This window comes from Streptomyces chumphonensis (genome assembly GCF_014779715.1).
Lineage (GTDB): Bacteria > Actinomycetota > Actinomycetes > Streptomycetales > Streptomycetaceae > Streptomyces > Streptomyces chumphonensis.
Genome location: NZ_JACXYU010000010.1, coordinates 122,815 through 146,300 on the forward strand (window position 1 = coordinate 122,815; position 23,486 = coordinate 146,300).

At 72.6% G+C, this 23,486-nt stretch carries 25 protein-coding genes; 10 read left to right on the forward strand and 15 right to left on the reverse strand.

All coding sequences use genetic code 11. The annotated features are described in order from the left end of the window. Positions 1-55 precede the first annotated feature (55 nt). From IF129_RS18680 to IF129_RS18695, 4 genes are all read left to right on the forward strand, one after another. A complete protein-coding gene (locus tag IF129_RS18680) occupies positions 56-1,000 on the forward strand; it encodes an SPFH domain-containing protein (protein ID WP_191210868.1) in 945 nt (314 codons plus the stop codon). Further along, positions 997-1,251 carry a hypothetical protein gene (locus IF129_RS18685; RefSeq protein WP_191210869.1) on the forward strand — a complete coding sequence of 85 codons (255 nt, stop codon included), beginning with the start codon at positions 997-999 and terminating at the stop codon, positions 1,249-1,251. Before IF129_RS18680 ends, IF129_RS18685 begins: the two co-directional genes overlap by 4 nt. 48 nt (positions 1,252-1,299) lie before the next feature. Further along, positions 1,300-1,602 carry a YkvA family protein gene (locus IF129_RS18690; RefSeq protein ID WP_318153825.1) on the forward strand — a complete coding sequence of 101 codons (303 nt, stop codon included), beginning with the start codon at positions 1,300-1,302 and terminating at the stop codon, positions 1,600-1,602. Between the two features lie 95 nt (positions 1,603-1,697). Beyond that, positions 1,698-1,931 carry a hypothetical protein gene (locus IF129_RS18695; protein ID WP_191210870.1) on the forward strand — a complete coding sequence of 78 codons (234 nt, stop codon included), beginning with the start codon at positions 1,698-1,700 and terminating at the stop codon, positions 1,929-1,931. A 352-nt stretch (positions 1,932-2,283) separates the two neighbouring features. Here the strand turns inward: IF129_RS18695 and IF129_RS18700 are convergent, their stop codons facing one another. The 6 genes from IF129_RS18700 to IF129_RS18725 all read right to left on the reverse strand — a co-directional run bounded on the left by IF129_RS18700 (position 2,284) and on the right by IF129_RS18725 (position 8,331). Then, on the reverse strand, positions 2,284-2,946 hold the full coding sequence (locus tag IF129_RS18700) for an HD domain-containing protein (protein WP_191210871.1): 663 nt from the start codon (positions 2,944-2,946) through the stop codon (positions 2,284-2,286). 128 nt (positions 2,947-3,074) lie between these two features. Continuing rightward, positions 3,075-4,016: a nucleoside hydrolase gene (locus tag IF129_RS18705; RefSeq protein ID WP_191210872.1), complete on the reverse strand. Its 942-nt coding sequence runs from the start codon at positions 4,014-4,016 to the stop codon at positions 3,075-3,077. A 187-nt stretch (positions 4,017-4,203) separates the two neighbouring features. Continuing rightward, on the reverse strand, positions 4,204-5,376 hold the full coding sequence (locus IF129_RS18710) for a cytochrome P450 (protein ID WP_191210873.1): 1,173 nt from the start codon (positions 5,374-5,376) through the stop codon (positions 4,204-4,206). Next, positions 5,369-6,100 carry an MOSC domain-containing protein gene (locus IF129_RS18715; RefSeq protein WP_191210874.1) on the reverse strand — a complete coding sequence of 244 codons (732 nt, stop codon included), beginning with the start codon at positions 6,098-6,100 and terminating at the stop codon, positions 5,369-5,371. Before IF129_RS18715 ends, IF129_RS18710 begins: the two co-directional genes overlap by 8 nt. A gap of 298 nt (positions 6,101-6,398) precedes the next feature. After that, complete coding sequence (locus IF129_RS18720) at positions 6,399-7,040, reverse strand: class I SAM-dependent methyltransferase (RefSeq protein ID WP_191210875.1); 642 nt, start codon at positions 7,038-7,040, stop codon at positions 6,399-6,401. A 334-nt stretch (positions 7,041-7,374) separates the two neighbouring features. Continuing rightward, positions 7,375-8,331, reverse strand: a complete 957-nt coding sequence (locus IF129_RS18725; protein WP_191210876.1) for a hydrogen peroxide-inducible genes activator — start codon at positions 8,329-8,331, stop codon at positions 7,375-7,377. A gap of 192 nt (positions 8,332-8,523) precedes the next feature. Between IF129_RS18725 and IF129_RS18730 the strand changes: the two genes are divergently transcribed. Next, a complete protein-coding gene (locus IF129_RS18730) occupies positions 8,524-9,078 on the forward strand; it encodes a peroxiredoxin (RefSeq protein ID WP_191210877.1) in 555 nt (184 codons plus the stop codon). A 17-nt stretch (positions 9,079-9,095) separates the two neighbouring features. Then, positions 9,096-9,632: an alkyl hydroperoxide reductase gene (locus tag IF129_RS18735; RefSeq protein ID WP_191210878.1), complete on the forward strand. Its 537-nt coding sequence runs from the start codon at positions 9,096-9,098 to the stop codon at positions 9,630-9,632. Between the two features lie 99 nt (positions 9,633-9,731). Here IF129_RS18735 and IF129_RS18740 read toward each other — a convergent pair whose 3' ends face one another. The 4 genes from IF129_RS18740 to IF129_RS18755 form a co-directional block, all read right to left on the reverse strand. After that, on the reverse strand, positions 9,732-11,807 hold the full coding sequence (locus IF129_RS18740) for an ATP-binding SpoIIE family protein phosphatase (protein ID WP_191210879.1): 2,076 nt from the start codon (positions 11,805-11,807) through the stop codon (positions 9,732-9,734). A gap of 421 nt (positions 11,808-12,228) precedes the next feature. After that, a complete protein-coding gene (gene fomD, locus IF129_RS18745; protein ID WP_191210880.1) occupies positions 12,229-12,924 on the reverse strand; it encodes a cytidylyl-2-hydroxypropylphosphonate hydrolase in 696 nt (231 codons plus the stop codon). 96 nt (positions 12,925-13,020) lie between these two features. Then, entirely contained in the window at positions 13,021-14,409 is a 1,389-nt protein-coding gene (locus IF129_RS18750; RefSeq protein WP_191210881.1) for a class II fumarate hydratase, read from the reverse strand. 32 nt (positions 14,410-14,441) lie between these two features. Continuing rightward, a complete protein-coding gene (locus IF129_RS18755) occupies positions 14,442-16,136 on the reverse strand; it encodes a fumarate hydratase (RefSeq protein WP_191210882.1) in 1,695 nt (564 codons plus the stop codon). Positions 16,137-16,417: 281 nt separating this feature from the next. On the opposite strand from IF129_RS18755, the gene IF129_RS18760 reads away from it, so the two are divergent. Continuing rightward, positions 16,418-17,086, forward strand: a complete 669-nt coding sequence (locus IF129_RS18760; protein ID WP_191210883.1) for a DUF1707 SHOCT-like domain-containing protein — start codon at positions 16,418-16,420, stop codon at positions 17,084-17,086. Positions 17,087-17,211: 125 nt separating this feature from the next. Then, entirely contained in the window at positions 17,212-17,607 is a 396-nt protein-coding gene (locus IF129_RS18765) for a WhiB family transcriptional regulator (protein WP_191210884.1), read from the forward strand. 59 nt (positions 17,608-17,666) lie between these two features. On the opposite strand, the gene glpX is transcribed toward IF129_RS18765, so the two are convergent. Beyond that, positions 17,667-18,698, reverse strand: a complete 1,032-nt coding sequence (glpX, locus tag IF129_RS18770; protein ID WP_191210885.1) for a class II fructose-bisphosphatase — start codon at positions 18,696-18,698, stop codon at positions 17,667-17,669. 191 nt (positions 18,699-18,889) lie between these two features. Here glpX and IF129_RS18775 point away from each other — a divergent pair, with 191 nt between their 5' ends. Beyond that, on the forward strand, positions 18,890-19,471 hold the full coding sequence (locus IF129_RS18775; RefSeq protein ID WP_318153826.1) for a DUF4245 domain-containing protein: 582 nt from the start codon (positions 18,890-18,892) through the stop codon (positions 19,469-19,471). Between the two features lie 61 nt (positions 19,472-19,532). Here IF129_RS18775 and IF129_RS18780 read toward each other — a convergent pair whose 3' ends face one another. The 3 genes from IF129_RS18780 to xseA form a co-directional block, all read right to left on the reverse strand. Then, entirely contained in the window at positions 19,533-20,132 is a 600-nt protein-coding gene (locus IF129_RS18780) for a malonic semialdehyde reductase (RefSeq protein WP_191210886.1), read from the reverse strand. Between the two features lie 137 nt (positions 20,133-20,269). Continuing rightward, positions 20,270-20,563 carry an exodeoxyribonuclease VII small subunit gene (locus IF129_RS18785; RefSeq protein WP_191210887.1) on the reverse strand — a complete coding sequence of 98 codons (294 nt, stop codon included), beginning with the start codon at positions 20,561-20,563 and terminating at the stop codon, positions 20,270-20,272. A 38-nt stretch (positions 20,564-20,601) separates the two neighbouring features. After that, the gene (gene xseA, locus IF129_RS18790; RefSeq protein ID WP_191210888.1) at positions 20,602-21,816 is read right to left on the reverse strand and encodes an exodeoxyribonuclease VII large subunit; all 1,215 of its coding nucleotides are present in this window, start codon (positions 21,814-21,816) and stop codon (positions 20,602-20,604) included. A 104-nt stretch (positions 21,817-21,920) separates the two neighbouring features. Between xseA and IF129_RS18795 the strand changes: the two genes are divergently transcribed. Further along, positions 21,921-22,901, forward strand: coding sequence for a 4-hydroxy-3-methylbut-2-enyl diphosphate reductase (locus tag IF129_RS18795; protein WP_191210889.1), 981 nt, complete (start codon positions 21,921-21,923; stop codon positions 22,899-22,901). Positions 22,902-22,928: 27 nt separating this feature from the next. Here IF129_RS18795 and IF129_RS18800 read toward each other — a convergent pair whose 3' ends face one another. After that, positions 22,929-23,462: a DUF6542 domain-containing protein gene (locus IF129_RS18800; RefSeq protein ID WP_191210890.1), complete on the reverse strand. Its 534-nt coding sequence runs from the start codon at positions 23,460-23,462 to the stop codon at positions 22,929-22,931. Positions 23,463-23,486 lie beyond the last annotated feature (24 nt).

Below are 23,486 nucleotides of genomic sequence, written 5' to 3' on the forward strand. Positions count from 1 at the left end.
GCGATAAAGTGCTATCACTTTGTAAGCAAGATCAGCACCGCGTACGGGGGAGCCCATGTCACCGTCCAACAAAGCCGTCGACGCGCCGGAGATGCCCGCGCCACCCGTGAAAGAGCACGTGGCGCACAGCCTCTCCGGCGCGCTCGGCCTCCTGCTGGCCGTGCTCGGGCCGCTGCTCGGCATCGGGCTCGTGCTCGGCGGCGTCGCCGTCGGCTTCGACCCGGGCGACCGGCCGGCGGTCGGCGTCACCCTGATCGTGGTCGGCGCCCTGACGACCGTCGCGGCGCTCTTCGCCTGGAACGGCGTGAAGATGGTGGCCCCCGGCGAGGCCCGGGTCATCCAGCTCTTCGGCCGCTACGTCGGCACCCTGCGCACCGACGGTCTGCGCTGGGTGAACCCGCTGACCAGCAGCACCAGGATCTCCACCCGCGTCCGCAACCACGAGACGGCCGTCCTCAAGGTGAACGACGCCGCCGGCAGCCCCATCGAGATCGCCGCCGTGATCGTCTGGCAGGTCGAGGACACCGCCCAGGCCACCTTCGGCGTCGACGACTACGAGGAGTTCGTCACCACGCAGGCGGAGACGGCCCTGCGCCACATCGCCACCAACTACCCCTATGAAGCGCACGCCGAGGACACCCTGTCCCTGAGGGACAACGCGGAGAGCATCACCGACCAGCTCTCCGCCGAGGTCAACGCACGGGTCGCGGCGGCCGGGGTGCACGTCATCGAGTCGCGGTTCACCCACCTCGCCTACGCCCCCGAGATCGCCTCGGCGATGCTCCAGCGGCAGCAGGCGGGTGCGATCATCGCGGCACGGCAGCAGATCGTGGAAGGGGCGTGCGGGATGGTGGAGACGGCCGTCGCCCGCATCACCGAACAGGGCTTCGTGGAACTCGACGAGGAACGCAAGGCCGCGATGGTCTCCAACCTGCTCGTCGTCCTCTGCGGCGACCGCGGCACGCAGCCCGTCGTCAACACGGGGTCGCTCTACCAGTGACGGAGCGCGGGGAGGGCCGCCGGGCCCGCAAGCAGGTGCTGCTGCGGCTCGACCCGGCCGTCCACGACGCGCTGGCGCGCTGGGCGGCGGACGAACTGCGCAGTACCAACGCACAGATCGACTTCATCGTGCGGCGCGCCCTCGCCGAGGCCGGCCGCCTGCCGGGTGACGCGCGCCCGCACCCCCGCCGGGGGCGGCCACCGCGCGCCCGGAGCCAGGACTCGCCGGAGGAGGGGGCCGGCGAGTCCTGAGCAGGGTGTACCAAGGTGGGGACACCCGTCGGCCGGAGGAGGCCCTGAGTGAGTGCCGAGAGCTGGATCATCGTCGCCGTCACCACGTTGGTGCTGTTGACGCTCTTCTTCACCGTCCGGCTGCTGGTGCAGCTCGTCCGGGCCCGGCGGCGGCTCCGTGAGTCGGGGATGCCGACGGAGAACAAGGTCGTCTTCTGGGCGGCGGTCCTCTATGTCCTCTCCCCGGTGGACCTCATCCCCGACCCGGTGCTGATCGACGACATCGGGGTTCTGCTCCTGGCCCTGAAGTCCCTGCACTCCGCCGCCGAGACCGCCGGGCTGCGGCCGGCGCCCAAGGGCGGGGCCCCCTGACACCCGGGACGCCGACGACACGCGCGGGTGTGCGACGCGCAGGCGTGGGCACACGAGGGACGTAGCGCCACGACGAACGCACGGAGGGAGACGCCATGCCGGCACTTCATCGACTGGCCAGCAGGCTCAGCCGTCAGCTGCGTCACGGAGCGGCTCCGAGAAGACGCCGCCACACGCCGCCGCACAGCCGGATCGGCCGCGGTCCCCAGGCCGTGGGGGTCGGCTCGCTCGTCGGCAGCATCGTCCGGACGGTGCGGGGCGTCTCGACGCAGGCCCGCCGCCCGCACGGACGCCACCCCCACGGGCGGGTGCACCAGCACCGCCGGTGAGCGCACCGGTGCGTCCTCGTCCGCGCGCCCCCGGCTTCGGCCGGGGGCGCGCGGACGTGTGCGCGGCTCCGGCCCGGGGGTGATCCACCGGCCCGAAGGGCCTCGGACGACGAGTCGCCCGAGCATGCGAGCGGCCCCGACCAGGCCGTCGGCCGTGGTCGGGGCCGTGGGTCACCGCACTCAGGACTGCGGGCGCCGCCCGTGGTTCGCGGCGTTCTTGCGGCGGGCCTTCTTCTTCCGGCGTCGCTTCGAGGACATCGAGCCTCCTCCGGGTACGGCGTACACGTTCGCGAACACCATAGTCCTGTCGTCGCGCGTCTTCCACCGCGCGCGCCGACCGGTGGGGCGCCGGTCAGCGTGCCGCTTCGAACCAGCCCTCCTGCACGCCGTGCGCCAACAGCTTCCGCGTCAGATCCCACAACGCGCCGGAGCCGTCCGCGATGACGGAGGTCCGTTCGCGCACGCGCGCCTCGGTGACGCCGGGGGCACGCCACGTTCCCCCTTCGTTGCCGACGTTCAGCAGGAGGGGCTGGAGCCGGTCCATGGCCTTGGCGAACCTGGCCTCGGGCGTACGCCGCTCCTCGAACTCGTTCCACAGCGCATGGAATTCCGCGTCCTGACCCTCGGGGAGCAGGGCGAACAGGCGTTTGGCCGCGTCGGCTTCGCGTTCCGCCTGGCTCTGCTTGGCCTCGTCGTCGAAGAGGCACGTGTCACCGGCGTAGATCTCCACCAGGTCGTGCACCAGGACGAGCTTCAGGGTGCGTCGCACGTCGATCGGCTCGTTCGCGTACTCGGCGAGGACCAGGACCATCATGGCCAGGTGCCAGGAGTGTTCGGCGTCGTTCTCACGGCGGTCGGCGGCGAGGAGGGGGCTCAGCCGCAGCACGGACTTCAGTCGGTCGATCTCGGCGAGGAACGCGAGTTGCTCCACCAGCCGTGGCGGCGTGCCGGGCGCGACCTTCTCAGGATCCAGCAGGGGCTTCAGCCGATCGGGGTCGTGCGGGGGCGTGTTCATGTTCTCTCCCGGGAAGGGTGGTCTCCGCGACGCGGACCGGACGCGTGGAATGCGCGCGCCCGGCGTCGGTGGCGAGGGCGGGTGGCTGCGGTCGGGGGGACGTGGTGCGGGGGCGAGTGCGGGCGTGCTCAGATGCGGAGCAGTTCGAGCAGCCGGGCGTGGTCGAGTCCTTCCACGATCGTGGTCACGGGCCGGTCGGAACGGGAGTCGCGCCAGTCGACAGCGGTCAGACCGTGTCCCAGGCTCCCCGGTCCGTAGCCGACGTAGACGCGGTGTCGCGCCACGTCGGTGACGACCGAGGGGTCGAGGGCGACGGCCATGGCCAGGGGGTCGGCACGGAAGTACGCCGAGCGCCGGGCGTATCCGGGCTCGGTGAGATAGCGGTTGTCCACGAGGCGCCCGAGGGTGGTGGCCGCCTCACTCCCGCCGCGGAAGAAGCCGTCGAACTCCTCCCGGACGAAGGAGTGCTTGAGCGTCGCCTCCCAGGTGACCAGTGTGACGTCCGTGAAGTTGGCGAAGACCAGATCCGCGGCGACGGGGTCGGCACCGATGTTGAACTCGGCGTTCAGGGTGAGGTTTCCGTAGCCGCGGACCGCCCCGCCCATCACGACGATCCGGCGCAGGAGGCGGGGCAGTCGTGGCTCCAGACGCAGGGCGAGAGCGATGTTGGTCAGCGGCCCCAGCGAGACCAGCGTGACCTCGCCCGGTCGGCGACGTGCCGCCATGGCCAGGGCCATGGCCGCCGGCAGGGCTTCTTCGGCCACCTCGGCCACGGGCCAGCGGGGGCCGTCGCCGAGGCCGTCGCTGCCGTGGATGTCGGCGGCGTCCGCGACCGCGGCGCCCAGGGGGCCACAGGCTCCGCGGTACACCGGGGTGCGGGCCGCCTCCTCCCCGAAGGCACCCAGCAGCCAGCGGGTGTTGTCGGTGACGGTGTCGATGCCCACGTTGCCGGCGACGGTGCAGATCGCGCTCACGGGGACGGTGGGTCGCTTCGGTGAGGGAGTCAGGGCCATGGCGAGGGCATGCGCGTCGTCCAGTCCGGGATCGGTGTCGATGATCAGGGCGCTCACAGCGAACTCCGTGGGTGAGGGGGTGGGGAACGGCGGCCGTCCGGGGCACGGCCGGTGCCTGGGCCGGGCGTCCGGCGGAACGACCCCGAGGGCGCTCCGCCGGACAGGGCCCGTGGGCGGGGCCGTCGCGGGAGGCGGGACGCGCCGAACCCCGGGGCGGACGGAGCGGGCGTCGGATCGGCCGGGGCTACCGGTCGGTCCAGGCCGCCGGCACGAGGCGCCCGGTGAGACTCCGGTAGCGGAGCATCGGCAGTTCGGGTTCCCGCTCGACGTGCTCCACGCGGAAGTGGACCCCGGACTTCCGCATCGACTCCAGCAGGACCTCCACCACCGCTCGCGCCAGTGGCGCGCCCGGACAGTAGTGCTTACCCGCGCCGAAGCTGAGATTGCGGGAGGCGTTCCCCCGGTCCCGGATCCGCAGGGGCTCCGGGAACTGCTCGGGGTCGAGGTTCGCCGTCGCGAGGCACAGGTTGATCCTCTCCCCCTCGTCGAGCCGGTAGGGGCCGACGGTGATGGGGCGACGCGCGTAGCGGCTGGCGAAGCGGAAGGGCGTGGCGATCCGGAGCACTTCCTCCCGCACCGAAGGGAGGGGGATGCGGGCGAGGATGTCGCTGTCGACGTGCTCTCCCACGACGCACAGGGCCGTGGTCGTCGGGTCGTAGGCGCCGGTGACGATCTGGGTGAGCAGGGCGGTGGCGGACTCGGGTCCGTAGGCCGGGTCGTCCCATAACGCGCCCAGCCTCGCCGTCAGCGGTGTCGGCGGATCGGACCGTGCCGTCTCCAGCCACGCGCGCAGCTCCTCGACGGCGGCCAGCGCACGGTCGATGCGCGCCATGTCGATGCGCGCGGTGGCGAGTTCGTCCATCACCGCCCCGCCCAGCCGGACCAGCCGCGCGGCATCGGCACGGCCGACGAGTACGACGATCGCCTCCAGCGCCATGGGGCGTGCCACGTCCCGGAGCCAGTCGACGGGTTCGCCGTCCGTCCCGGCGAGTCGCCGGTCGGCCCACCGGGCGCAGGCGGAGAGCGTTTCCGGGGTCACCGTCCCTCTCAGGAGGCGCACCGTCACCCGCCGGATCCGGTCGTGGTAGGCGGCGTCGGAGAACACGGGCCAGTGGGCGAGGAAGCGCTTGAGGGCCCGTCGCCGTGCCGCGTCCTGCTCGTCCATGGACGCGAGGCGCTGGTCGGTGGACCGCTCGGACCAGACGTCGCGGCTCAGCAGGAGTCGTCGCACGTCCTCGGACCCGAGCGCGTAGAGGCCACCGTTCTCGGCCGGCTCCTGGTACGGGCAGGACCGGGCCGCCCGGGCCAGGGCGGTGAGCGGGTCGCGCGCGCTGTAGTCGCCGAACACGTCAAGCATGGGGCCCCTCCACGTGTCCGGTGGCCGGTAAGCGCCCGGCCGTGTGCCCGGTCGTGTCCTGCCCCGTGGCCCCCTGGCCCTTGGCACCGGACCGGGTCCGGTTGGAGACGTGGAACATCATCGCGGAGCGGTCCCAGGTGGGCTCTTCGTCCGCCATCTCGATGATGCGGCGCAGGACGTCCTGCTCGTCCAGGATCGCTCCGACGGCCTCGGCCACCGTGATCTGCTTGGCCGGGCGCCAGACGCGTTCGACGCGATCTCCCGGCGCGATCCGTCCCTCCTCGAGCACACGGAGGTACACGCCGGGCCGCCGGGCGTTGTTGAAGCGCTTGGCCCAGCCGGGCTGCTTCATCCAGCCGCCGAACGTGCCGCACGCCATGCGGGGCGCTGTGACCTGCAGGAGCGTTTCTCCCACCTGCCACTTCTCGGCGAGAACGGCCCCGCAGGCGTCGAATCCGGCGAGATCGATGTTCTCACCGAAGACGCCGTCGCGGAGCGGGGTCCGGAGCTGCTCGGACCACCAGTCGAGGTCTTCACGGGCGTAGGCGTAGACGGCCTGGAGTTCGCCGCCGTGGAAGTCCGCCGCCTGCTCGTCGCCTTCGAGTCCTAGTTTCGTGACCCGAATACCGCCCTCGACGGGCAGCTTTTCGATGGCGGTTTTTCCGCGTCGCGCAAAATCAGAGGAAACACATGGACCAGTATTGATCGAAACAATGCGTCCCATGTGAAAAAATTAGCATCGCGTCGAGCGCCGGTCAACGGTTCAACTGTCGGAAAAGCAAATTCTTCGCGCGGGTACCACGTCATGGCAGATTCACCATGCGGTCGGGAAAGCGGGCGATGACGACTTCCTGAATAAAAGGTCATCGCAGGCCATTGGTCCGGCCATTTCCCGTGCTGACCCGCCATCGCGACGGAGGGAATTCCCGGCGGTCCGCCGACGGCGGGCCCGGACGAAGGGCGAGGTGTCGTCGCGCGTTCGACCGGGCCACGGCGTTCGGCTCCGCCCTGACGGAGCAGGGTCAGCGGGCGGCCCCGGCCCGTGCCACGACGAAGAAGGCGGGAACGTTCACGTGCCGACCGCCGGCCTTCACCGTTCCCTGGTAGTCGATGGGGGCGCTGGAGAGGATCTCGAAACCGACCTTCTCCAACTCTCGCTGCAGGGCGTTCTCCTCCCTGGCCACCGGGAGGGGGACGCGGTCGAAGACGAAGCCGAACTTCTCCGCGGGCACTCCCTCGCCCGCGAGCTGACCGACGATGAAGTCGCGGCTGGCCGGGGCGAGTTCGTAGAAGAAAGCGCCACCCGTGTCGCCGGCCAGGTGCGCGAGCGAGGTGGCGGCGAGGGTGAGTTCCTCGGGGGTGAAGGCGTGCAGGACGGTGCGGACGTACAGGCCGGCGTCACCGATCCGCTCGTGCAGGGCGGCGGCCTGCTCGGGCTTGAGCAGGTCTAACTGCTCGTACTCGATGCCGGGGGCACCGTGGTGCTTGCGGGCCCGCTCCACGGCGCTGGGTGCCACGTCCACACCGATGACCCGGTCGAAGTGCTGACCGATGGCGGCCGTCTGCGCGCCGTCTCCGCAGCCGACGTCGATGACGGGACGGGACGGGTCGAGCACGCTGCCGAACAGGTGGAGATGCGCGTGCGCGACGTAGGTGGGGTCCACATCCCACGGCGATGCTCCGCGGGCCTGAGGAAGGTCGGTCCAGAAACGATCCCACATGGTCTCGAAACGACTCACTGTGACTCCCTCTGATCGGTTACGACCGGTTGCACCTGCCGATCATGGACCCACGATGGTGGAAATGTAAAGAGAGCGACTGACGTTGCGCCGGTGTTCGTGCTCACCGGCCTCAGAGAAGATAAATGGCCACGTGAATTCCCTCAAATCACTTCTCGCGACCAGAGCACCACTGGAACCACTGGCACCAGCACGTCGAGGGCTTTCACCTATGGCTTATAAGATTCTTGCGCCCGCCGTCCAGGTGTGCGCAGGTTTCTCAGGCCGCCACCCGGAGAGGGCGGACGGGCAGGGCGTGCATCGCCTCGCGCAGAGCGTCCGCGAACGCGGTGAACTCCTCCTCGCGGGCCGTCCCCGTGCGCATGGCCAGCGCGATCCTGCGGGCAGGCGCCGGAGCGGCGAAATGCCCCGTGGACAGACGGTCGTTGCGGGCCGTCTCCACCCGCAGCGCCGTGCGCGGCAACAGGGTGACGCCGAGCCCGCCCGCCACGAGCTGGACCAGGGTGGACAGGCCGGCGGCCGTCGTCGTCACCTCGCCCGCCGCCCGGCCGGGCTGGGGGCGCCCGGCCTCCCGGCAGACCTCCAGGGCCTGGTCGCGCAGGCAGTGGCCCTCGTCGAGCAGCAGGAGCGGGAGGTCGCGCAACTGCTGCCGGGGGATGTCCGTGCGACCCGCCAGCGTGTGGTCGTGCCCCATGACGAGGACGAAGTCCTCGTCGAACAGCGGTACTTCGGTCACCCCGGGCGCCCCGAGGGGGACGGCGAGCAGCAGCAGGTCCAGCCGGCCCGAGGCCAGGCCGTCCAGGAGCGAGGCCGTCTGCTCCTCGTGCACCTGGAGGTCGAGGCGGGGATACCGGTGGTGTGTGAGCTCCAGCACGGTCGGCAGGAGGTACGGCGCGCAGGTGGGGATGACGCCGAGCCGCAGCGTCCCGGTGAACGGGGCGCGGGACGCCTCGGCCTCCTCCAGCAGGGCCCCGACGGCGTCCAGCACGGTCCGGGCGCGCACGGCCAGCCGCTCCCCGGCGGGGGAGAGGAGGACCCTGCGCGTGGTGCGCTCCAGGAGCCGCACCCCGAGCGTCTCCTCCAGCGCCGCGACGGCCCCCGACAGCGCGGGCTGGCTCATGCCGATCTCGGCGGCGGCCTCGCGGAAGTGCAGGTGCTCGGCGACGGCGGTGAAGGCCCTCAGCTGGGAGAGGCTGGGCTGACGTGCTTTGCTCATGAGACGCGTTCGTGAGGGGCCGGGGGAGAGGGCGAGGGTTCGGCGCGGCCACTGATAGCCGGGACCGATCAACACGGGAGAGTCTAGCTATTTCTGCGATCAATTCGCCCTGTGGCAGGGTGTGAGATCCGTCCAACCCTCAAGGGGAGCGCCCCGCGACCCGGGCGCGTTCCCCCACACCAAGGAGAGTCTGTGCTCACTGTCGGTGACCAGTTCCCCACGTTCGACCTGACGGCCTGCGTTTCGCTGGAGAAGGGCCGGGAGTTCCAGCAGATCGACCACAAGACGTACGAAGGCTCCTGGAAGTGCGTCTTCTTCTGGCCGAAGGACTTCACCTTCGTCTGTCCCACGGAGATCGCCGCGTTCGGCAAGCTGAACGAGGAGTTCGCCGACCGTGACTGCCAGATCCTCGGCGTCTCCGGCGACTCGGAGTTCGTGCACCACGCCTGGCGCAAGGACCACGAGGACCTGCGCGACCTGCCCTTCCCCATGCTCGCCGACTCCAAGCACGAGCTGATGCGGGACTGCGGCGTCGAGGGCGAGGACGGCTTCGCCCAGCGCGCCGTCTTCATCGTGGACCCGAACAACGAGATCCAGTTCACGATGGTGACCGCCGGGTCCGTCGGCCGGAACCCCAAGGAGGTCCTGCGGGTGCTCGACGCCCTGCAGACCGACGAGCTGTGCCCGTGCAACTGGAGCAAGGGCGAGGAGACGCTCGACCCGGTCAAGCTCCTGTCCGGTGAGTGAGTGAGGGCTGCGCAGAGATGTCACTGAACGACCTGAAGTCGGCCCTGCCCGGCTACGCCAAGGACCTGAAGCTGAACCTCGGTTCGGTGATCGGCAACTCCGACCTCCCCCAGCAGCAGCTGTGGGGGACGGTGCTGGCCTGCGCCATCGCCTCCCGTTCGCCGAAGGTGCTGGCCGAGCTGGAGCCGGAGGCGCGGGAGAACCTCACGCCCGAGGCGTACACGGCGGCCAAGGCCGCGGCGTCCGTCATGGCGATGAACAACGTCTTCTACCGCACCCGTCACCTGCTGTCGGACCCCGAGTACGGCAACCTGCGGGCGGGGCTGCGGATGAACGTCATCGGCAACCCGGGCGTGGACAAGACCGACTTCGAGCTGTGGTCGCTGGCCGTCTCCGCGATCAACGGCTGCGGCATGTGCCTGGACTCGCACGAGCAGATCCTGCGCAAGGCCGACGTCGACCGTGAGACGGTCCAGGAGGCCGTCAAGATCGCCTCGGTCCTCCAGGCCGTCGGCGCGACGCTCGACGCCGAGGCGGTCATCGCCCAGGCGTGACGCGGGGCCGCGCCGGGAGGATGCCGGAGCGGCCCGCACGATCACCGCGGTGCCCCGGACCGGCACGGTCCGGGGCACCGCTCTCGGTCCGGTCACCGCCTACGGCAGCGGCACCTCGAACCAGACCAGCTTCCCGGTGGACAGCCGGGTGGCGCCCCAGCGCCGGGCGATGCGGTTGACCAGGTAGAGCCCGCGCCCGCCCTCGTCCGTGGCCCGCGCCTGCCGCAGCCGGGGCAGCTGCGGGACGTCGTCCCCGACCTCGCAGCGCAGGGCGTCCGTGCGCAGCAGCCGCAGCGTCACCGGTCGTTCGGCGTACCGCACCGCGTTGGTGACGACCTCGCTGACCAGCAGCTCGACCGAGTCGGACAGCTCCTCTATGCCCCAGGCGGCCAGGGCCCGGCGGGCCAGCCGACGCGCCTGCCCGGCCGTCTCCGGGCGCGGCTCCAGCTCCCACAGCGCGACGTCGCTGGGCGCGATGCCGTCGAACCGGGCCGCGAGCAGGGCGATGTCGTCGTCCCGGTCACCCGGTCCCACGATGTCCAGCACCTCGTCGCACAGCGGCTCCAGCGGGGCCGAGGCGTCGGGGCGGGTCAGCCGTCCGGTCTCGGCCATCTTCTCGCGGAGCGTCTCGATGCCCGACCACACGTCGCGGTGGCGCGACTCCACCAGCCCGTCGGTGTACAGCAGCAGGGTCGCACCGGCGGGCGCGTCGAGCTCGACGGCACGGAAGTCCACGCCGCCGACGCCGATGGGCGCGCCCGGCGGGATGCGCAGGGTCTCCGCCGTGCCGTCCCGGTGCAGCATGACGGGCGGCGGGTGACCCGCGTTCGCCACGATCATCCGGTGGGCCACGGGGTCGTACACGACGTAGATGCACGTCGCCATGCGGTCCTCGCCCAGCCGCTGCGCCTGCTCGTCGAGGTGGTGCAGGACCTCCTGCGGCGGCAGGTCGAGCTGGGCCAGCGTCTGGGCCGTCGTGCGGAGCTGTCCCATGATCGCCGCGGACGTCGTGGAGTGCCCCATGACGTCCCCCACGACCAGGGCCACCCGGCTGCCGGGCAGTGGGATCGCGTCGTACCAGTCACCGCCGACGCGTGCCGACTCGGCCGCCGGGAGGTAGCGGCTCGCCAGCCGCACGCCGGTCGGCTGGGGCAGCCGGTCGGGCAGCATCGTGCGCTGCAACTCGTCGGCGATGTACGCCTCGCGGCCGTAGAGCACGGCCTTGTCCACCCCGAGCGCGGTGTGCGTGGCCAGCTGGGCCGCCACCAGGAGGTCGTCGCCCTCGAACGCGGGCCGTTCCGGACGGCGCAGGAAGACGGCCGCGCCGATGACGCGGCGCCGGCCGCGCAGCGGGGCCAGGACGGCTCGGTCGCCGGGCGGCATGTCGCGCTCCTGGCCCAGCAGCTCCCGCAGGGCGGCCCCGGCGGCCGGTGAGGTTCCGAACAGCGGCCGGACGCCGCGCAGCACCTCGGCCAGCGCCCCGCCGGTGCGGACGTCCGCCACCTCGGCGGCCCCGACGGCCGGCTGCTCGGCGAGCGTGGTCGGCAACGGCGGTCGCTTCCCGGCCGACGGCCGCGCGTCCGGTCCCGGCTCCGGGCCGGTCGGCGGCCCGTCCCGCGTCACGCCTCCCGTCCCGTCGCTCACCGGGGCGCCGGGTGCCGGGGCCGGGCCCGGGTGGGTCCGGTCGACGTAGTCGGGCAGCCGGTCCGTGCGCCGCAGCCGCAGTCGTACGGGGCCGGTGGGCCGCTCGTCACCGACCGGCAGCGGGTCGCGCAGGTACACCAGGATCGCGTCGGCGTAGGCGGGGACGGAGGCCCGGCACAGGCCGAGCACCGTCTCGTCCAGGTCCATGCCCCGGGCGATGCGGCGGGTGGCGGCCCCGACGAAGCGCAGCCGGTCGCCGCCGCGCCGGGCGTGCTCGCTGTCCTCCGGGGCGCGGTCGGGCGCGGTGCCGCCGGGGGCGGTGGGTGCGGGCACGGCGGCGCCCGGGGGCGCTTCGTCGGGGGTGTCCCCGGGCGCCGGACGGGCGGACCCACGCACGGGGCTGTCCTCGCCGCCCGCCGCGGCCTCGGGCCGGGCGTGCGGGATCGCCCGGTCAGCCGGCCGGGGCGTGTCCGCTCCGGCCGGTGACCGGCGGGGGGTGGTCGGGTGCTCCGTCACGCGTCGGGTTTCCATCCGTCCTGGGGGACACCGCCCGGCCGGGGGCCGGGGGAGGCTGACTGGGGCTGTGCTCCTCGGTTCTCTCGGCGGTCCGGTCCGGCGGTCGCTGCTGCCGCCGGTGGGGGGCGTCGACGTGGGCGTCGATACCCCGATACCCGGATCATGCCGTCGGGGAACGGAAGCGGAAGTCCGGCCTCCGGGGCCGGGGACGGCCCCGGCCGGGTGCACCGGGCGCCGGTCCGATGCTGCTCACGTGCGTGGCTCCTCTCGGGGGTGCCCATCAATTCCTGCCGAGCACGGGGGAGTTGCTGCGGTCCGTGATGCTGTGCGGGTGCGTCCGGAGGAAGATCCTACGGTTGCGGCCCCGGAGCGTATCAAGGTGGTCCCGGACTCAGCTCCATCACGATGCGCTCGGCTCGAACAGGTGGTGCGTCCGTCACCCGTCCCGGTGCGCCGGCCGGTCCCAGTCGCCCGGCAGCCGGGGGATGGGCCAGGACGGGTCCGGCCGCCAGTCCTCCCAGCCGTCGGTGAACGGCGGCCCCCACGCCAGCACGTGGTCCAGCGCGGCGCGGCCGGCCGCCCGCACCCGGCGCGCCTGCGCCGCGTCCATCAGCCCGGCGGCCTGCGCCTGGGCGAACTCGTCCTCGTCACGCCACTGCCAGCTGCGGTCCGCGTGCACCTCAAGGTCCAGGAAGTGGTCCTCCGAGTCCACCCCGTGGGACCAGCGCAGGCGCGGCTCCTCCAGGTTGACGTACCAGTTCTTGAACCGCCAGCCCGGCTCCCAGAACAGCCACACCGACCACGGGTCCGCCGGCCGCGCCAGCTTCAGGACGCCGGCCCCGAACCAGCGGCAGCGCGTGATCGTCCGCGGCTTGGTGTACCGCGTCTCCAGTGGCTCGCGGTGCACCGGCGTGCCGTCCGCGAGCTCGGGCTTGACGCACTGCGTCCCCGGTGCCATCCAGACGGCCAGCAGGTCGGGGGTGTCCCGCACCACGGTCACCGGACGGCAGATGTGCGGGTGGTCCTGGCCGTTCGCCCGGTAGCGCCACAGGATGTGCGTCCCCGGACTCCAGTGGGCGCCGGAGTGCCGGACGGTCCGTCCCTGCGCTGTCCGCTCCGTATCCGCTGTCATTCACGGATGGTACCCGCGCGACAACCCTCCGGCCCGGGGCCGGCCACCGCCGTGGCCGACGCCGCGCCGGAGCTGCGAGCGGCGCTCGACCGCGCGTCAGGGACGCGTCATCCGCAGGACGTCCAGGGCCTCGTCCAGCTGCTCCTCGGTCAGCAGGCCGCGCTCGACGTACCCGCCCTCCAGCACCGCCTCGCGGATCGTGAGGCGCTCGGCCAGCGCCCGCTTCGCGACCCGCGCGGCCTCCTCGTACCCCAGGTACCGGTTGAGCGGCGTGACGACCGACGGTGAGGACTCCGCGTACTCCCGGGCCCGCTCGACGTTCGCGGTGATGCCGTCCACCGCCCGGTCGGCCAGCAGCCGGCAGGCGTTGGACAGCAGCCGCACGGACTCCAGGACGTTGCGCGCCAGCACCGGCAGCATCACGTTCAGCTCGAAGTTGCCCGAGGCGCCCGCCGTCGCGACGGTGACGTCGTTGCCCGTCACCTGCGCCGCGACCATGAGCACGGCCTCGGGGATGACCGGGTTCACCTTGCCCGGCATGATCGACGAACCCGGCTGGAGGTCGGGGAGGTTGATCTCCGCGAGCCCCGTGCGCGGGCCCGACGCCATCCAGCGCAGGTCGTTGGAGATCTTGGTCAGGCTCACCGCGATCGTGCGGAGCTGCCCGGAGGCCTCCACCAGCCCGTCCCGCGCGCCCTGCGCCTCGAAGTGGTCCCGCGCCTCGGTCAGCGGCAGCCCCGTCATCCGCGCGACCTCGGCGATCACCTGCGCGGCGAAGCCGGGCGGCGTGTTGATACCGGTGCCCACCGCCGTCCCGCCGAGGGGCAGCTCGGCCAGCCGCGGCAGGACGGCGTGCATCCGCTCCACGCCGTAGCGGATCTGCGCCGCGTACCCGGCGAACTCCTGGCCGAGGGTGACCGGGGTCGCGTCCATCAGGTGCGTGCGCCCCGACTTCACGACCGAGGCGAACTCGGCCGCCTTGCGCTCCAGGGCGTCGGCGAGGTGCTCCAGGGCCGGGACGAGGTCCTCCGTGACGGCCGCGGTCGCGGCGATGTGCACGGAGGAGGGGAAGACGTCGTTGGACGACTGGCTGGCGTTCACGTGGTCGTTGGGGTGCACCGGCGCACCCAGGCGCTCACCGGCCAACGTGGCCAGGACCTCGTTCATGTTCATGTTCGAGGACGTGCCGGAGCCGGTCTGGAACACGTCGACGGGGAAGTGCTCGTCCCAGTGCCCGTCGGCGACCTCGGCGGCGGCCGAGACGAGGGCCGCCGCCATGTCCTTCTCCACGACGCCCAGCTCGGCGTTGACCGTCGCCGCCGCCGCCTTGACCCGGGCGAGCGCCTGGATGTGGGCCCGCTCCAGCCGCTGCCCGGACACGGGGAAGTTCTCCACGGCGCGCTGGGTCTGCGCGCGCCACTTGGCGTGGGCGGGCACCTTGACCTCGCCCATGGAGTCGTGCTCGATGCGGTATGCGTCACTCATGGGCCCGAGCGTATGCCGACGGCCCGCCCGGCTCAGCCGCGGACGGGAATGGACGTCACGAACGGCTGGGAGGGGCCGGGGTCGGTGAAGAAGTCGTTGCCCTTGTCGTCCACGACGACGAACGCGGGGAAGTCCTCCACCTCGATCCTCCAGACGGCCTCCATGCCCAGCTCCTCGTACTCCAGGACCTCGACCTTCTTGATGCAGTCCTGCGCCAGCCGGGCCGCGGGCCCGCCGATCGAGCCGAGGTAGAAGCCGCCGTGCGCGGCGCACGCGTCGGTGACCTGCTTGCTGCGGTTGCCCTTCGCGAGCATCACGAACGAGCCGCCCGCCGCCTGGAACTGCTCGACGTAGGCGTCCATCCGGCCCGCCGTCGTCGGCCCGAAGGATCCGGACGCGTACCCTTGCGGGGTCTTCGCCGGGCCCGCGTAGTACACGGCGTGGTCGCGCAGGTACTGCGGCATCCCCTCGCCCGCGTCGAGCCGTTCCTTGATCTTGGCGTGCGCGATGTCCCGGGCCACGACGAGCGGCCCCGTCAGCGAGAGCCGGGTCTTGACGGGGTGCCTGCTCAGCTCGGCGCGGATCTCGTCCATCGGCCGGTTGAGGTCGATGCGGACGACGTCGTCCTCGGCGGAGGCGGCGCCCGCCAGCTCCTCGCCCGTGGTCTCCGGCAGGAAGCGCGCGGGGTCGCGCTCCAACTGCTCCAGGAAGACGCCCTCGGCGGTGATCTTCGCCTTGGCCTGCCGGTCGGCCGAGCAGGAGACGGCGATGGCCACGGGGCAGGAGGCGCCGTGCCGGGGCAGCCGCACCACGCGCACGTCGTGGCAGAAGTACTTGCCGCCGAACTGCGCGCCGATGCCGATCGTCTGCGTCAGCTCGAAGACCTTCTTCTCCAGCTCCAGGTCCCGGAAGCCGTGGCCGGCGGCCGACCCCTCGGCGGGCAGCTCGTCCAGGTAGTGGGCGGAGGCGTACTTGGCCGTCTTCAGGGCGTACTCGGCGCTCGTACCCCCCACGACGATCGCGAGGTGGTAGGGCGGGCAGGCGGCCGTGCCCAGCGAGCGGATCTTCTCCTCCAGGAACCGCATCATCGCGGTCTCGTTGAGGACGGCCTTCGTCTCCTGGTAGAGGAACGACTTGTTCGCCGAGCCGCCGCCCTTGGCCATGAAGAGGAACGTGTAGGCGTCGCCGTCGGTCGCGTAGAGCTCGATCTGGGCGGGCAGGTTCGTCCCGGTGTTCCGCTCCTCCCACATGGTCAGCGGGGCCATCTGCGAGTAGCGCAGGTTGAGCTGGTCGTAGGCGTCGAAGACGCCGCCGGAGAGGGCGTGCTCGTCCTCGCCCTCGGTGAGCACGTTCTGGCCCCGCTTGCCCATGACGATGGCGGTACCGGTGTCCTGGCACATGGGGAGCACGCCGGCCGCCGCGATGTTCGCGTTCTTCAGCAGGTCGAGCGCGACGAAGCGGTCGTTGGGGCTCGCCTCGGGGTCGTCGAGGATCTTGCGCAGCTGCGCCAGGTGGTCGGCGCGCAGGAAGTGGGCGATGTCCTTCATGGCCTCGGCCGCCAGCGTCCGCAGTGCCTGCGGCGACACCCGCAGGAAGGTGCGCCCGCCCGCCTCGAAGGTGTCGACCCCCTCGGTGGTCACCAGGCGGTACTCCGTGGTGTCCTCACCCACCGGCAGCAGATCCGTGTACGCGAACTCGTGGGTCTCCGTGCGGGGACGGGCAGCCATGAAGACGGGTTCCTCTCTCGACGACGCGGCGACTCGACGGCTTCGGCGAGCGCGCATCACAGGGTAGAACGCCCGAGCCGCCCGGATCCTGTGAGGTTGGGCTCACCCGGACGCTCGCGATCTATCGCGATGGTCGGTACGCTGGCCGGTGCCGGGCCGGCGGTCGGGGCCGGGCGCCCGGGGCGGCGAGGCCGTCCGCGGCGGTGGGGACGAACCAGCGAGGGGACGGGACCCCTGCCTCCCGGCACGGGAGCAGCGGTCCGTCAACGGATCGGAGTGACGTGAACGGTGACGTGGACGGCGTGACGCTCAGCAAGCGGCCCACGGCGGTACGGGCCTCCGACGCCGACCGCGACCGGATCGCGGCCCTCCTCGCCCAGGCTCTCGAAGAGGGTCGGATCACCCCGTCCGAACACGGCGACCGCGTCGGGACGGCGTACGCCGCGCGGACCCTGGACGAGCTGACGCCCCTCGTCGCCGATCTCCCCGCGGGGCGCACGCCCCGGAGCGCTCCCGGGCCCGCCCCGGCGGGCCATGACCACAACGCGCCCGCCCGGTACGGCGTGCCGAGGTCCGGCCTGAGTCGCACCCTGGCCGCCGTCTTCGGCTCGGCGGTGCGCCGTGGGCGCTGGCGCGCGGGCGGCCCGCTGCACGCCGTCGCGGCCTTCGGCAGCGTGGAGATCGACCTGACCGAGGCCTTCTTCGACCAGCAGGAACTCGTCATCAACGCCTACGCCGTCTGCGGCGGGGTGGAGATCACCGTGCCGGAGAACGTGACGCTCCGGAACGAGGGCGCCGGCGTCCTGGGGGCGTTCGAGGTCGACGGGCTGACGGCCGACGACCCCCGCGCCCCGGTGGTCGTCGTGCGGGGCGTCGCCCTGTGCGGAGCCGTCGAGGCGAAGCCCGTACGGGGTCGACGCGTCCGCGACTTGCGCTCAAGTGGCGACTGAGCGCATAAGCACGCGTACAGCGGGTAGAGCTTCCGGCATCGCCTCACGCACGGCTCCCCCTGGTGAACTCCCGTGCGGATGAAGGCAGTCAGGGTGACTCCCATCGCCGTCGTCAGGAGTGGACCGTGCCGCGACCGCCGCATCAGTCTCTGCAGGCAGCCGTTCTCCCCCCGGCCGGGGCGCCGTCCGGCGCCCTCCGGGGGCGCACGCCCGACCGTGAGCAAGCCGGCCCCTGGCATTCCGAGGCGGTCTGCCGCCGGGACGAGGCCGGGCTGTTCTTCGCCCCCTCCAAGGAGCCGACGGCGGAGCGGCTGGCCCGCGAGCAGGCGGCGAAGTCCGTGTGCGCGCGCTGCCCCGTCCTGGTGGAGTGCCGCGAGCACGCCCTTCTCCAGCCCGAGCCGTACGGGGTGTGGGGCGGGCTGACGGCGGCGGAACGGCGCGTCGTGCTCGCCCGACGCCGCCGGCGGGACGCCGTCGCCCAGACCGACGCCGTCCCCGCGCAGGTGCGCCGCATCGCCTGAGCCACCGCGCGTCCGCGCCCGAGCCGAACCGGGGGTCGGCTCCGGCGCGGCGGGTCGGCTCAGATCGCCCGGTCGAAGTCCACGGCGCTGTACGCGCGCAGCTTGGCCAGCCGGTGCGTGGAGTCGATCTGCCGGATCGTGCCCGACTTGGACCGCATCACCAGGGACTGGGTGAAGGCGGTCTCGGCCCGGTAGCGCACCCCCCGCAGCAGGTCGCCGTCGGTGATGCCGGTGGCCACGAAGAAGACGTTCTCGCCGCTGACCAGGTCGTCCGTGTGCAGCACGCGGTCGAGGTCGTGGCCCGCGTCGACGGCCCGCTGCCGCTCCGCGTCGTCGCGCGGCCACAGCTTGCCCTGCAGGGTGCCGCCGAGGCACTTGATGGCGCACGCGGCGATGATGCCCTCCGGCGTGCCGCCGATGCCGAGCAGCAGGTCGACGCCGGCGCCCTCCCGGACGGCCATGATCGCGCCGGCCACGTCACCGTCGGAGATGAACTTGATGCGGGCTCCGGCCTCCCGCACCTCCTTGACGATGGTCTCGTGCCGGGGCCGGTCGAGGATGACGACGGTCACGTCCTCGGGCGCACAGCCCTTCGCCTTCGCCACGCGGCGCACGTTGACCGACGGCGGGGCGTCGATGTCGACGTACTCGGCCGCCTCGGGACCGGTGGCCAGCTTGTTCATGTAGAAGACCGCCGACGGGTCGAACATCGCCCCGCGCTCGGCGACCGCCAGCACGGACACGGCGTTGCCCATGCCCTTGGCCGTCAGGGTGGTGCCGTCCACCGGGTCGACGGCCACGTCGCACTCCGGGCCCGTCCCGTCACCGACGCGCTCGCCGTTGAACAGCATCGGCGCCTCGTCCTTCTCGCCCTCGCCGATGACGACCACGCCGTTCATCGAGACGGTCGAGACGAGGGTGCGCATCGCCTTCACGGCGGCTCCGTCCGCCCCGTTCTTGTCCCCGCGGCCGACCCAGCGTCCCGAGGCCATGGCACCCGCCTCGGTGACGCGCACAAGCTCCAGGGCCAGGTTGCGGTCCGGCGCCTCGGGGCTCACTTCGAGCGGGGACGGCAGATGGTTGTCCGACATCGGAACGCACCTTTCCACTCGGTCGGCCGGGAGGAGCCGCCGGGCAGTCAAGACGGGTGAGGGTACGTACGACCTTATCCGTCCGGTGCCAGGATGAGCAGGGGGCCCTCACGTCTGAGCGCCCGGCGGCGCGCGCCTCCCGACTGCGGGGCCGCTGCCGCGCTCGGCCGGGCATAAGGGACCATGGGGGCGTGGCAGCAACGCGTGGCATGACCGCCAAGACCGTCAAGACCGTCAAGGATATGGTGCTCTCGATGGCCGTGATCGGCATCGGCGCCTGGGGTCTCTACCTGTTCATCCCCGACGGGGACAGCGGGGACGAGCGTCCGCGGGAGATCTCCTACCAGGCGGAGTTGGTGACGGCCGAGCGGGCGGCGCCCTACGCCCTCATGGCCCCCCGGGGCCTGGACGACGCGTGGCGGGCCACCTCCGTCTACTACCGGGGGCAGAGCGACCACGGCGCGGTGTGGCACCTCGGCTTCGTCGACCCCGAGGTGGAGTACGCGGCCGTCGAGCAGGGCGACGGTGACCCCGGGAAGTTCGTGGCGAAGGTCACCCACCAGGCCGCCGACACCGGCGAGACCGTGACCGTCGACGGCGAGGAGTGGGCGCGCTACGAGGGGCAGAAGTACGACGCGCTCGTGCTGACCGCACCCGACGTCACCACGGTGGTGACCGGAACGGCCCCCTTCGCCCGGCTCACCGAACTGGCCGACGCGCTGGAGCCGCAGCGCTCCGACGCGCCGCAGCCGTCGTCGGGCGGGGACGGATAGGGCCGCGAACGAGCCCGCCGCCGGGACCGAGGGGCCCTGACGACGGCGGGCCGCTGCCGCGTCAGAGCGTGGTGACGGCGTCCCGGGCGGACAGCCGCGGGCCGCGCGGGCGGTAGGCGTCCTGGCCGGGGCGGCCGATGTTGACGACCATGATCGCCTTCTGCTTGCCGTCGCCGAAGAACTCCTTGTTGACGCCGTCCGCGTCGTACCCGGTCATCGGCCCGGCGGCGAGCCCGGCGGCGCGGACGCCCAGGATGAAGTAGCCCGCCTGGAGCGCGGCGTTCAGCGTGCCGGCCTGCTCACGCGTCTCCACCTCCGCGAAGACGGAGTCCTTCAGCCCCGGCATGACCGGGAACAGCTCCGGCAGCCGCTCGTGGAAATCGAGGTCCACGGAGAGGATCGCGGTCAGCGGCGCGGTCCGCGTCTTGGCACGGTTGCCCTCGGCCAGGTGCCCCACCAGCCGCTCGCGGGCCTCCGGGGAGCGTACGAGCGTGATCCGCAGCGGGGACTGGTTGAACGCGGTCGGCGCCAGCTTGACGAGGTCGTAGACCGCCTCGATCTGCTCGTCGCTCACCGGTTCGTCCGTGAAGGTGTTCGCGGTGTGCGCCTCGCGGAAGAGCAGGTTCTGCGCGGAGACCTCAAGGGCGAGTGCCGTGTCCATCCGGATCCGTCCGTTTCACATGTCGGGGGTCGTGGTGCTGCTGTCACCGGGGGAATGGTGAAGCTTCAACGATTATTCCCCGCGTCGCGCCCCCGTCGTCCCGCACCGCCCCCGGGACGTCACCCCCCGGCGCCACCCTAGGCGTCCTGGGCGCCCTCCGGACTGTCGGGCTTGTCGGTGTCGGCGGCCAGCGCCGCGTCCAACCGGGCCCGGGCACCCGCCAGCCAGCCCCGGCAGATGCTCGCCAGCTCCTCGCCGCGCTCCCACAGCGCCAGCGACTCCTCCAGCGTCGCCCCGCCCGCCTCCAGCCGCCGGACGACGTCGACCAGCTCGTCGCGCGCCTGCTCGTAGCCCAGCACCGCGTCCCCGTCGGGGCCCGCGCCGCCGCCCGTCACGCCGCCCGTGCCCGCGTCCGTCTCCGTGTTCGCCATGCGCTCCACCCTAGGCCGCCGGACTGACGGTCCCGGGCCTAGGACGACGGCCCGACGGTGACCGTGAAGCCGCCCTCGGCCACCCGGGCCCGCAGGGCGTCGCCCTCGGCCACCTCCGCCGCGTCCCGCACCACCGTTCCGTCCTCCCGCTGCAGCACGGCGTAGCCGCGCCGGAGCGTCGCGGCGGGGGAGAGGGCGACGACCCGTGCCCGGGTGTGCTCCAGCTCCCCGCCCGCCCGGTCCAGCTGGTGGCCCAGCGTGCGGCGGGCGCGCAGCAGCAGATCGTCCACCTGGTCCGCCCGCTCCTCGACCATGCGGTGCGGGTAGGCGAGCGCCGGGCGGCTCACGCAGTCGTTCAGGCCGCGCTCCTGGGCGTCCAGCAGCGCCGCGAGCCGGCGCCGCCCCCGGTCCCGCAGCTCCGCTATCCGCGCCGACTCCTCGCCCACGTCCGGCACGACGTCCTTCGCGGCGTGCGTCGGCGTCCGCGACCGCAGGTCGGCCACGAGGTCCAGCAACGGGGTGTCCGGCTCGTGGCCGATCGCCGAGACGACCGGGGTGCCGCACTCCGCGACGGCCCGCACCAGCCGCTCGTCGGAGAACGGCAGCAGGTCCTCCACGCTCCCGCCGCCCCGTGCCACGACGATCACCTCCACGGCCGGGTCCGCGTCCAGCTCCCGGACCGCCGCGATCACCTGCGGCACCGCGTGGACCCCCTGCACCGCGACGTTCCGCACCGCGAACCGCACGGCGGGCCAGCGCTGCCGGGCCGTCTCCAGCACGTCCCGCTCAGCGGCCGACGCCCGGCCCGTCACCAGCCCGACCAGCCGGGGCAGGAACGGCAGCGGTCGCTTCCGCTCCGCCGCGAACAACCCCTCCGCCGCCAGCGTCTTCTTCAGCTGCTCCAGCCGCACCAGCAGCTCGCCGACGCCCACCGGCCGGATCTCCGCCGCCCGCAGCGACAGCTGGCCGCGCGGCGCGTACCACTCCGGCCTCGCGTGCACGACGACCCGCGCGCCCTCCCCGACGAGGTCCGCCACCTGGTCGAACACCTGACGGAAGCACGTCACGCTGAGGGACATCTCGTGCGACGGGTCACGCAGCGTCAGGAACACCACCCCGGCTCCGGGCCGCCGGTTGAGCTGGGTGATCTGCCCCTCGACCCAGACCGCGCCCAGCCGGTCGATCCACCCGCCGATCAGCCGCGACACCTGCGCGACGGGGATCGGGGCCTCGGGCGACGTGTGGAGAGCCATGCGCGCGACACTACCGCCCGGCACCGACACCGCCGCCGCTCCGCCCGCCGCGCAACCCCCATGCGCCGGTGAGCCCGATCATCGGGCGCCCGTACGATGGGCCCATGAGTGCTGAGACCGCCCGCCGCGTCCTCCTCGCCGCCCCCCGTGGGTACTGCGCGGGCGTGGACCGAGCCGTCATCGCCGTCGAGCAGGCCCTGAAGCAGTACGGCGCCCCCGTCTACGTCCGGCACGAGATCGTGCACAACAAGTACGTCGTCCGCACGCTGGAGAAGAAGGGCGCGATCTTCGTCGAGGAGACCTCCGAGGTTCCCCCGGGCGAGATCGTCATCTTCTCCGCCCACGGCGTGGCCCCCGAGGTCCACCGCGAGGCCGAGCGCGGCAAGCTCGCCACCATCGACGCCACCTGCCCCCTGGTCACCAAGGTGCACAAGGAAGCCGTCCGGTTCGCCAAGGACGACTACGACATCCTCCTCATCGGCCACGAGGGCCACGAGGAGGTCATCGGCACCTCCGGCGAGGCGCCCGAGCACATCACCCTCGTCGACGGCCCCGAGGACGTCCCGAACGTCGAGGTCAAGAACCCGGAGAAGGTGGTCTGGCTCTCCCAGACCACGCTGTCCGTGGACGAGACGATGGAGACCGTCGACGCGCTCAAGGACAAGTTCCCCGCGCTCATCAGCCCGCCGAGCGACGACATCTGCTACGCCACCCAGAACCGCCAGACGGCCATCAAGCAGGTGGCCGCCGAGTCCGACCTCGTGCTGGTCGTCGGCTCGAAGAACTCCTCCAACTCCGTCCGCCTCGTGGAGACCGCCCTCGCGCACGGCGCCTCCGCCGGCCACCTCGTCGACCACGCCGGCGAGATCGACGAGGCCTGGCTCGACGGCGTCACCACCGTCGGCCTCTCCTCCGGCGCCTCCGTGCCCGACGTCCTCGTCGAGGGCGTGCTGGAGTGGCTGGCCGAGCGCGGCTACGCGGACGTCGAGGTCGTGCAGCCGGTGCGGGAGCACATCGAGTTCTCGCTGCCGAAGGAGCTGCGCCGGGACCTGCGCTCCGAGGCCGCCCAGAAGCTGACCGGCTGACGCGCCCGCCCGGCCCGCCCGCGTCGCTCAGCGGGCGGGCCGCCGGGAGCGCGGCGGTGCCGACTCGGCGCCGCGCGGCCCCGGCGGCTTCTGCGGCTTCTGCGCCTGCGGCTTCTGCGCCTGCGGCTTCTGTGCCTTCGGCCCGGCCGTCCTCCGCGCCGCCGCCTCCCTGGCCCGACGCTTGGCGGCGGCCAGCGTCGCCCGGCGCGCCAGCGCCGCCAGGGCCGTCGCCAACGTCCCCCCGTACACCCACGCCGCCTCCACGGCGAGTGCGGTGACCACCGTCATGACCCGCTCTCCGAACCCGCCGCCCCCCGATCCGCCGGTCAGCAGGACGAGCCCGGCCGCGTAGGCGATGGGCGCCACCACCGGGGCGGTGAAGACGTCGGCGGGCCGCACCCACACGACCGACGCGAGGCCGACCACGAGGAAGCAGCCCCCGTACACGGCCGTCGAGGCGTCCAGGAGGAGGCGGGCCAGCCCGGCGAGCAGCACCATGGCCGTGATCGTCAGCAGTCCGCCGCCCAGTGCCGTCAGCCGCAGCGCCGCCAGCCGGGTCACCGCACGGGGGGTCCGTGCCGCAGC

Excerpts from the sequence above, each read along its gene's own strand:
- IF129_RS18680 (WP_191210868.1), top strand. The coding sequence starts at position 56 with ATGTCACCGTCCAACAAAGCCGTCGACGCGCCGGAGATGCCCGCGCCA.
- IF129_RS18695 (WP_191210870.1), top strand. The coding sequence starts at position 1,698 with ATGCCGGCACTTCATCGACTGGCCAGCAGGCTCAGCCGTCAGCTGCGT.
- IF129_RS18700 (WP_191210871.1), bottom strand. The coding sequence starts at position 2,946 with ATGAACACGCCCCCGCACGACCCCGATCGGCTGAAGCCCCTGCTGGAT.
- IF129_RS18710 (WP_191210873.1), bottom strand. The coding sequence starts at position 5,376 with ATGCTTGACGTGTTCGGCGACTACAGCGCGCGCGACCCGCTCACCGCC.
- IF129_RS18715 (WP_191210874.1), bottom strand. The coding sequence starts at position 6,100 with ATGGGACGCATTGTTTCGATCAATACTGGTCCATGTGTTTCCTCTGAT.
- IF129_RS18725 (WP_191210876.1), bottom strand. The coding sequence starts at position 8,331 with ATGAGCAAAGCACGTCAGCCCAGCCTCTCCCAGCTGAGGGCCTTCACC.
- IF129_RS18735 (WP_191210878.1), top strand. The coding sequence starts at position 9,096 with ATGTCACTGAACGACCTGAAGTCGGCCCTGCCCGGCTACGCCAAGGAC.
- IF129_RS18740 (WP_191210879.1), bottom strand. The coding sequence starts at position 11,807 with ATGGAAACCCGACGCGTGACGGAGCACCCGACCACCCCCCGCCGGTCA.
- fomD (WP_191210880.1), bottom strand. The coding sequence starts at position 12,924 with ATGACAGCGGATACGGAGCGGACAGCGCAGGGACGGACCGTCCGGCAC.
- IF129_RS18750 (WP_191210881.1), bottom strand. The coding sequence starts at position 14,409 with ATGAGTGACGCATACCGCATCGAGCACGACTCCATGGGCGAGGTCAAG.
- IF129_RS18755 (WP_191210882.1), bottom strand. The coding sequence starts at position 16,136 with ATGGCTGCCCGTCCCCGCACGGAGACCCACGAGTTCGCGTACACGGAT.
- glpX (WP_191210885.1), bottom strand. The coding sequence starts at position 18,698 with ATGTCGGACAACCATCTGCCGTCCCCGCTCGAAGTGAGCCCCGAGGCG.
- IF129_RS18780 (WP_191210886.1), bottom strand. The coding sequence starts at position 20,132 with ATGGACACGGCACTCGCCCTTGAGGTCTCCGCGCAGAACCTGCTCTTC.
- IF129_RS18785 (WP_191210887.1), bottom strand. The coding sequence starts at position 20,563 with ATGGCGAACACGGAGACGGACGCGGGCACGGGCGGCGTGACGGGCGGC.
- xseA (WP_191210888.1), bottom strand. The coding sequence starts at position 21,816 with ATGGCTCTCCACACGTCGCCCGAGGCCCCGATCCCCGTCGCGCAGGTG.
- IF129_RS18795 (WP_191210889.1), top strand. The coding sequence starts at position 21,921 with ATGAGTGCTGAGACCGCCCGCCGCGTCCTCCTCGCCGCCCCCCGTGGG.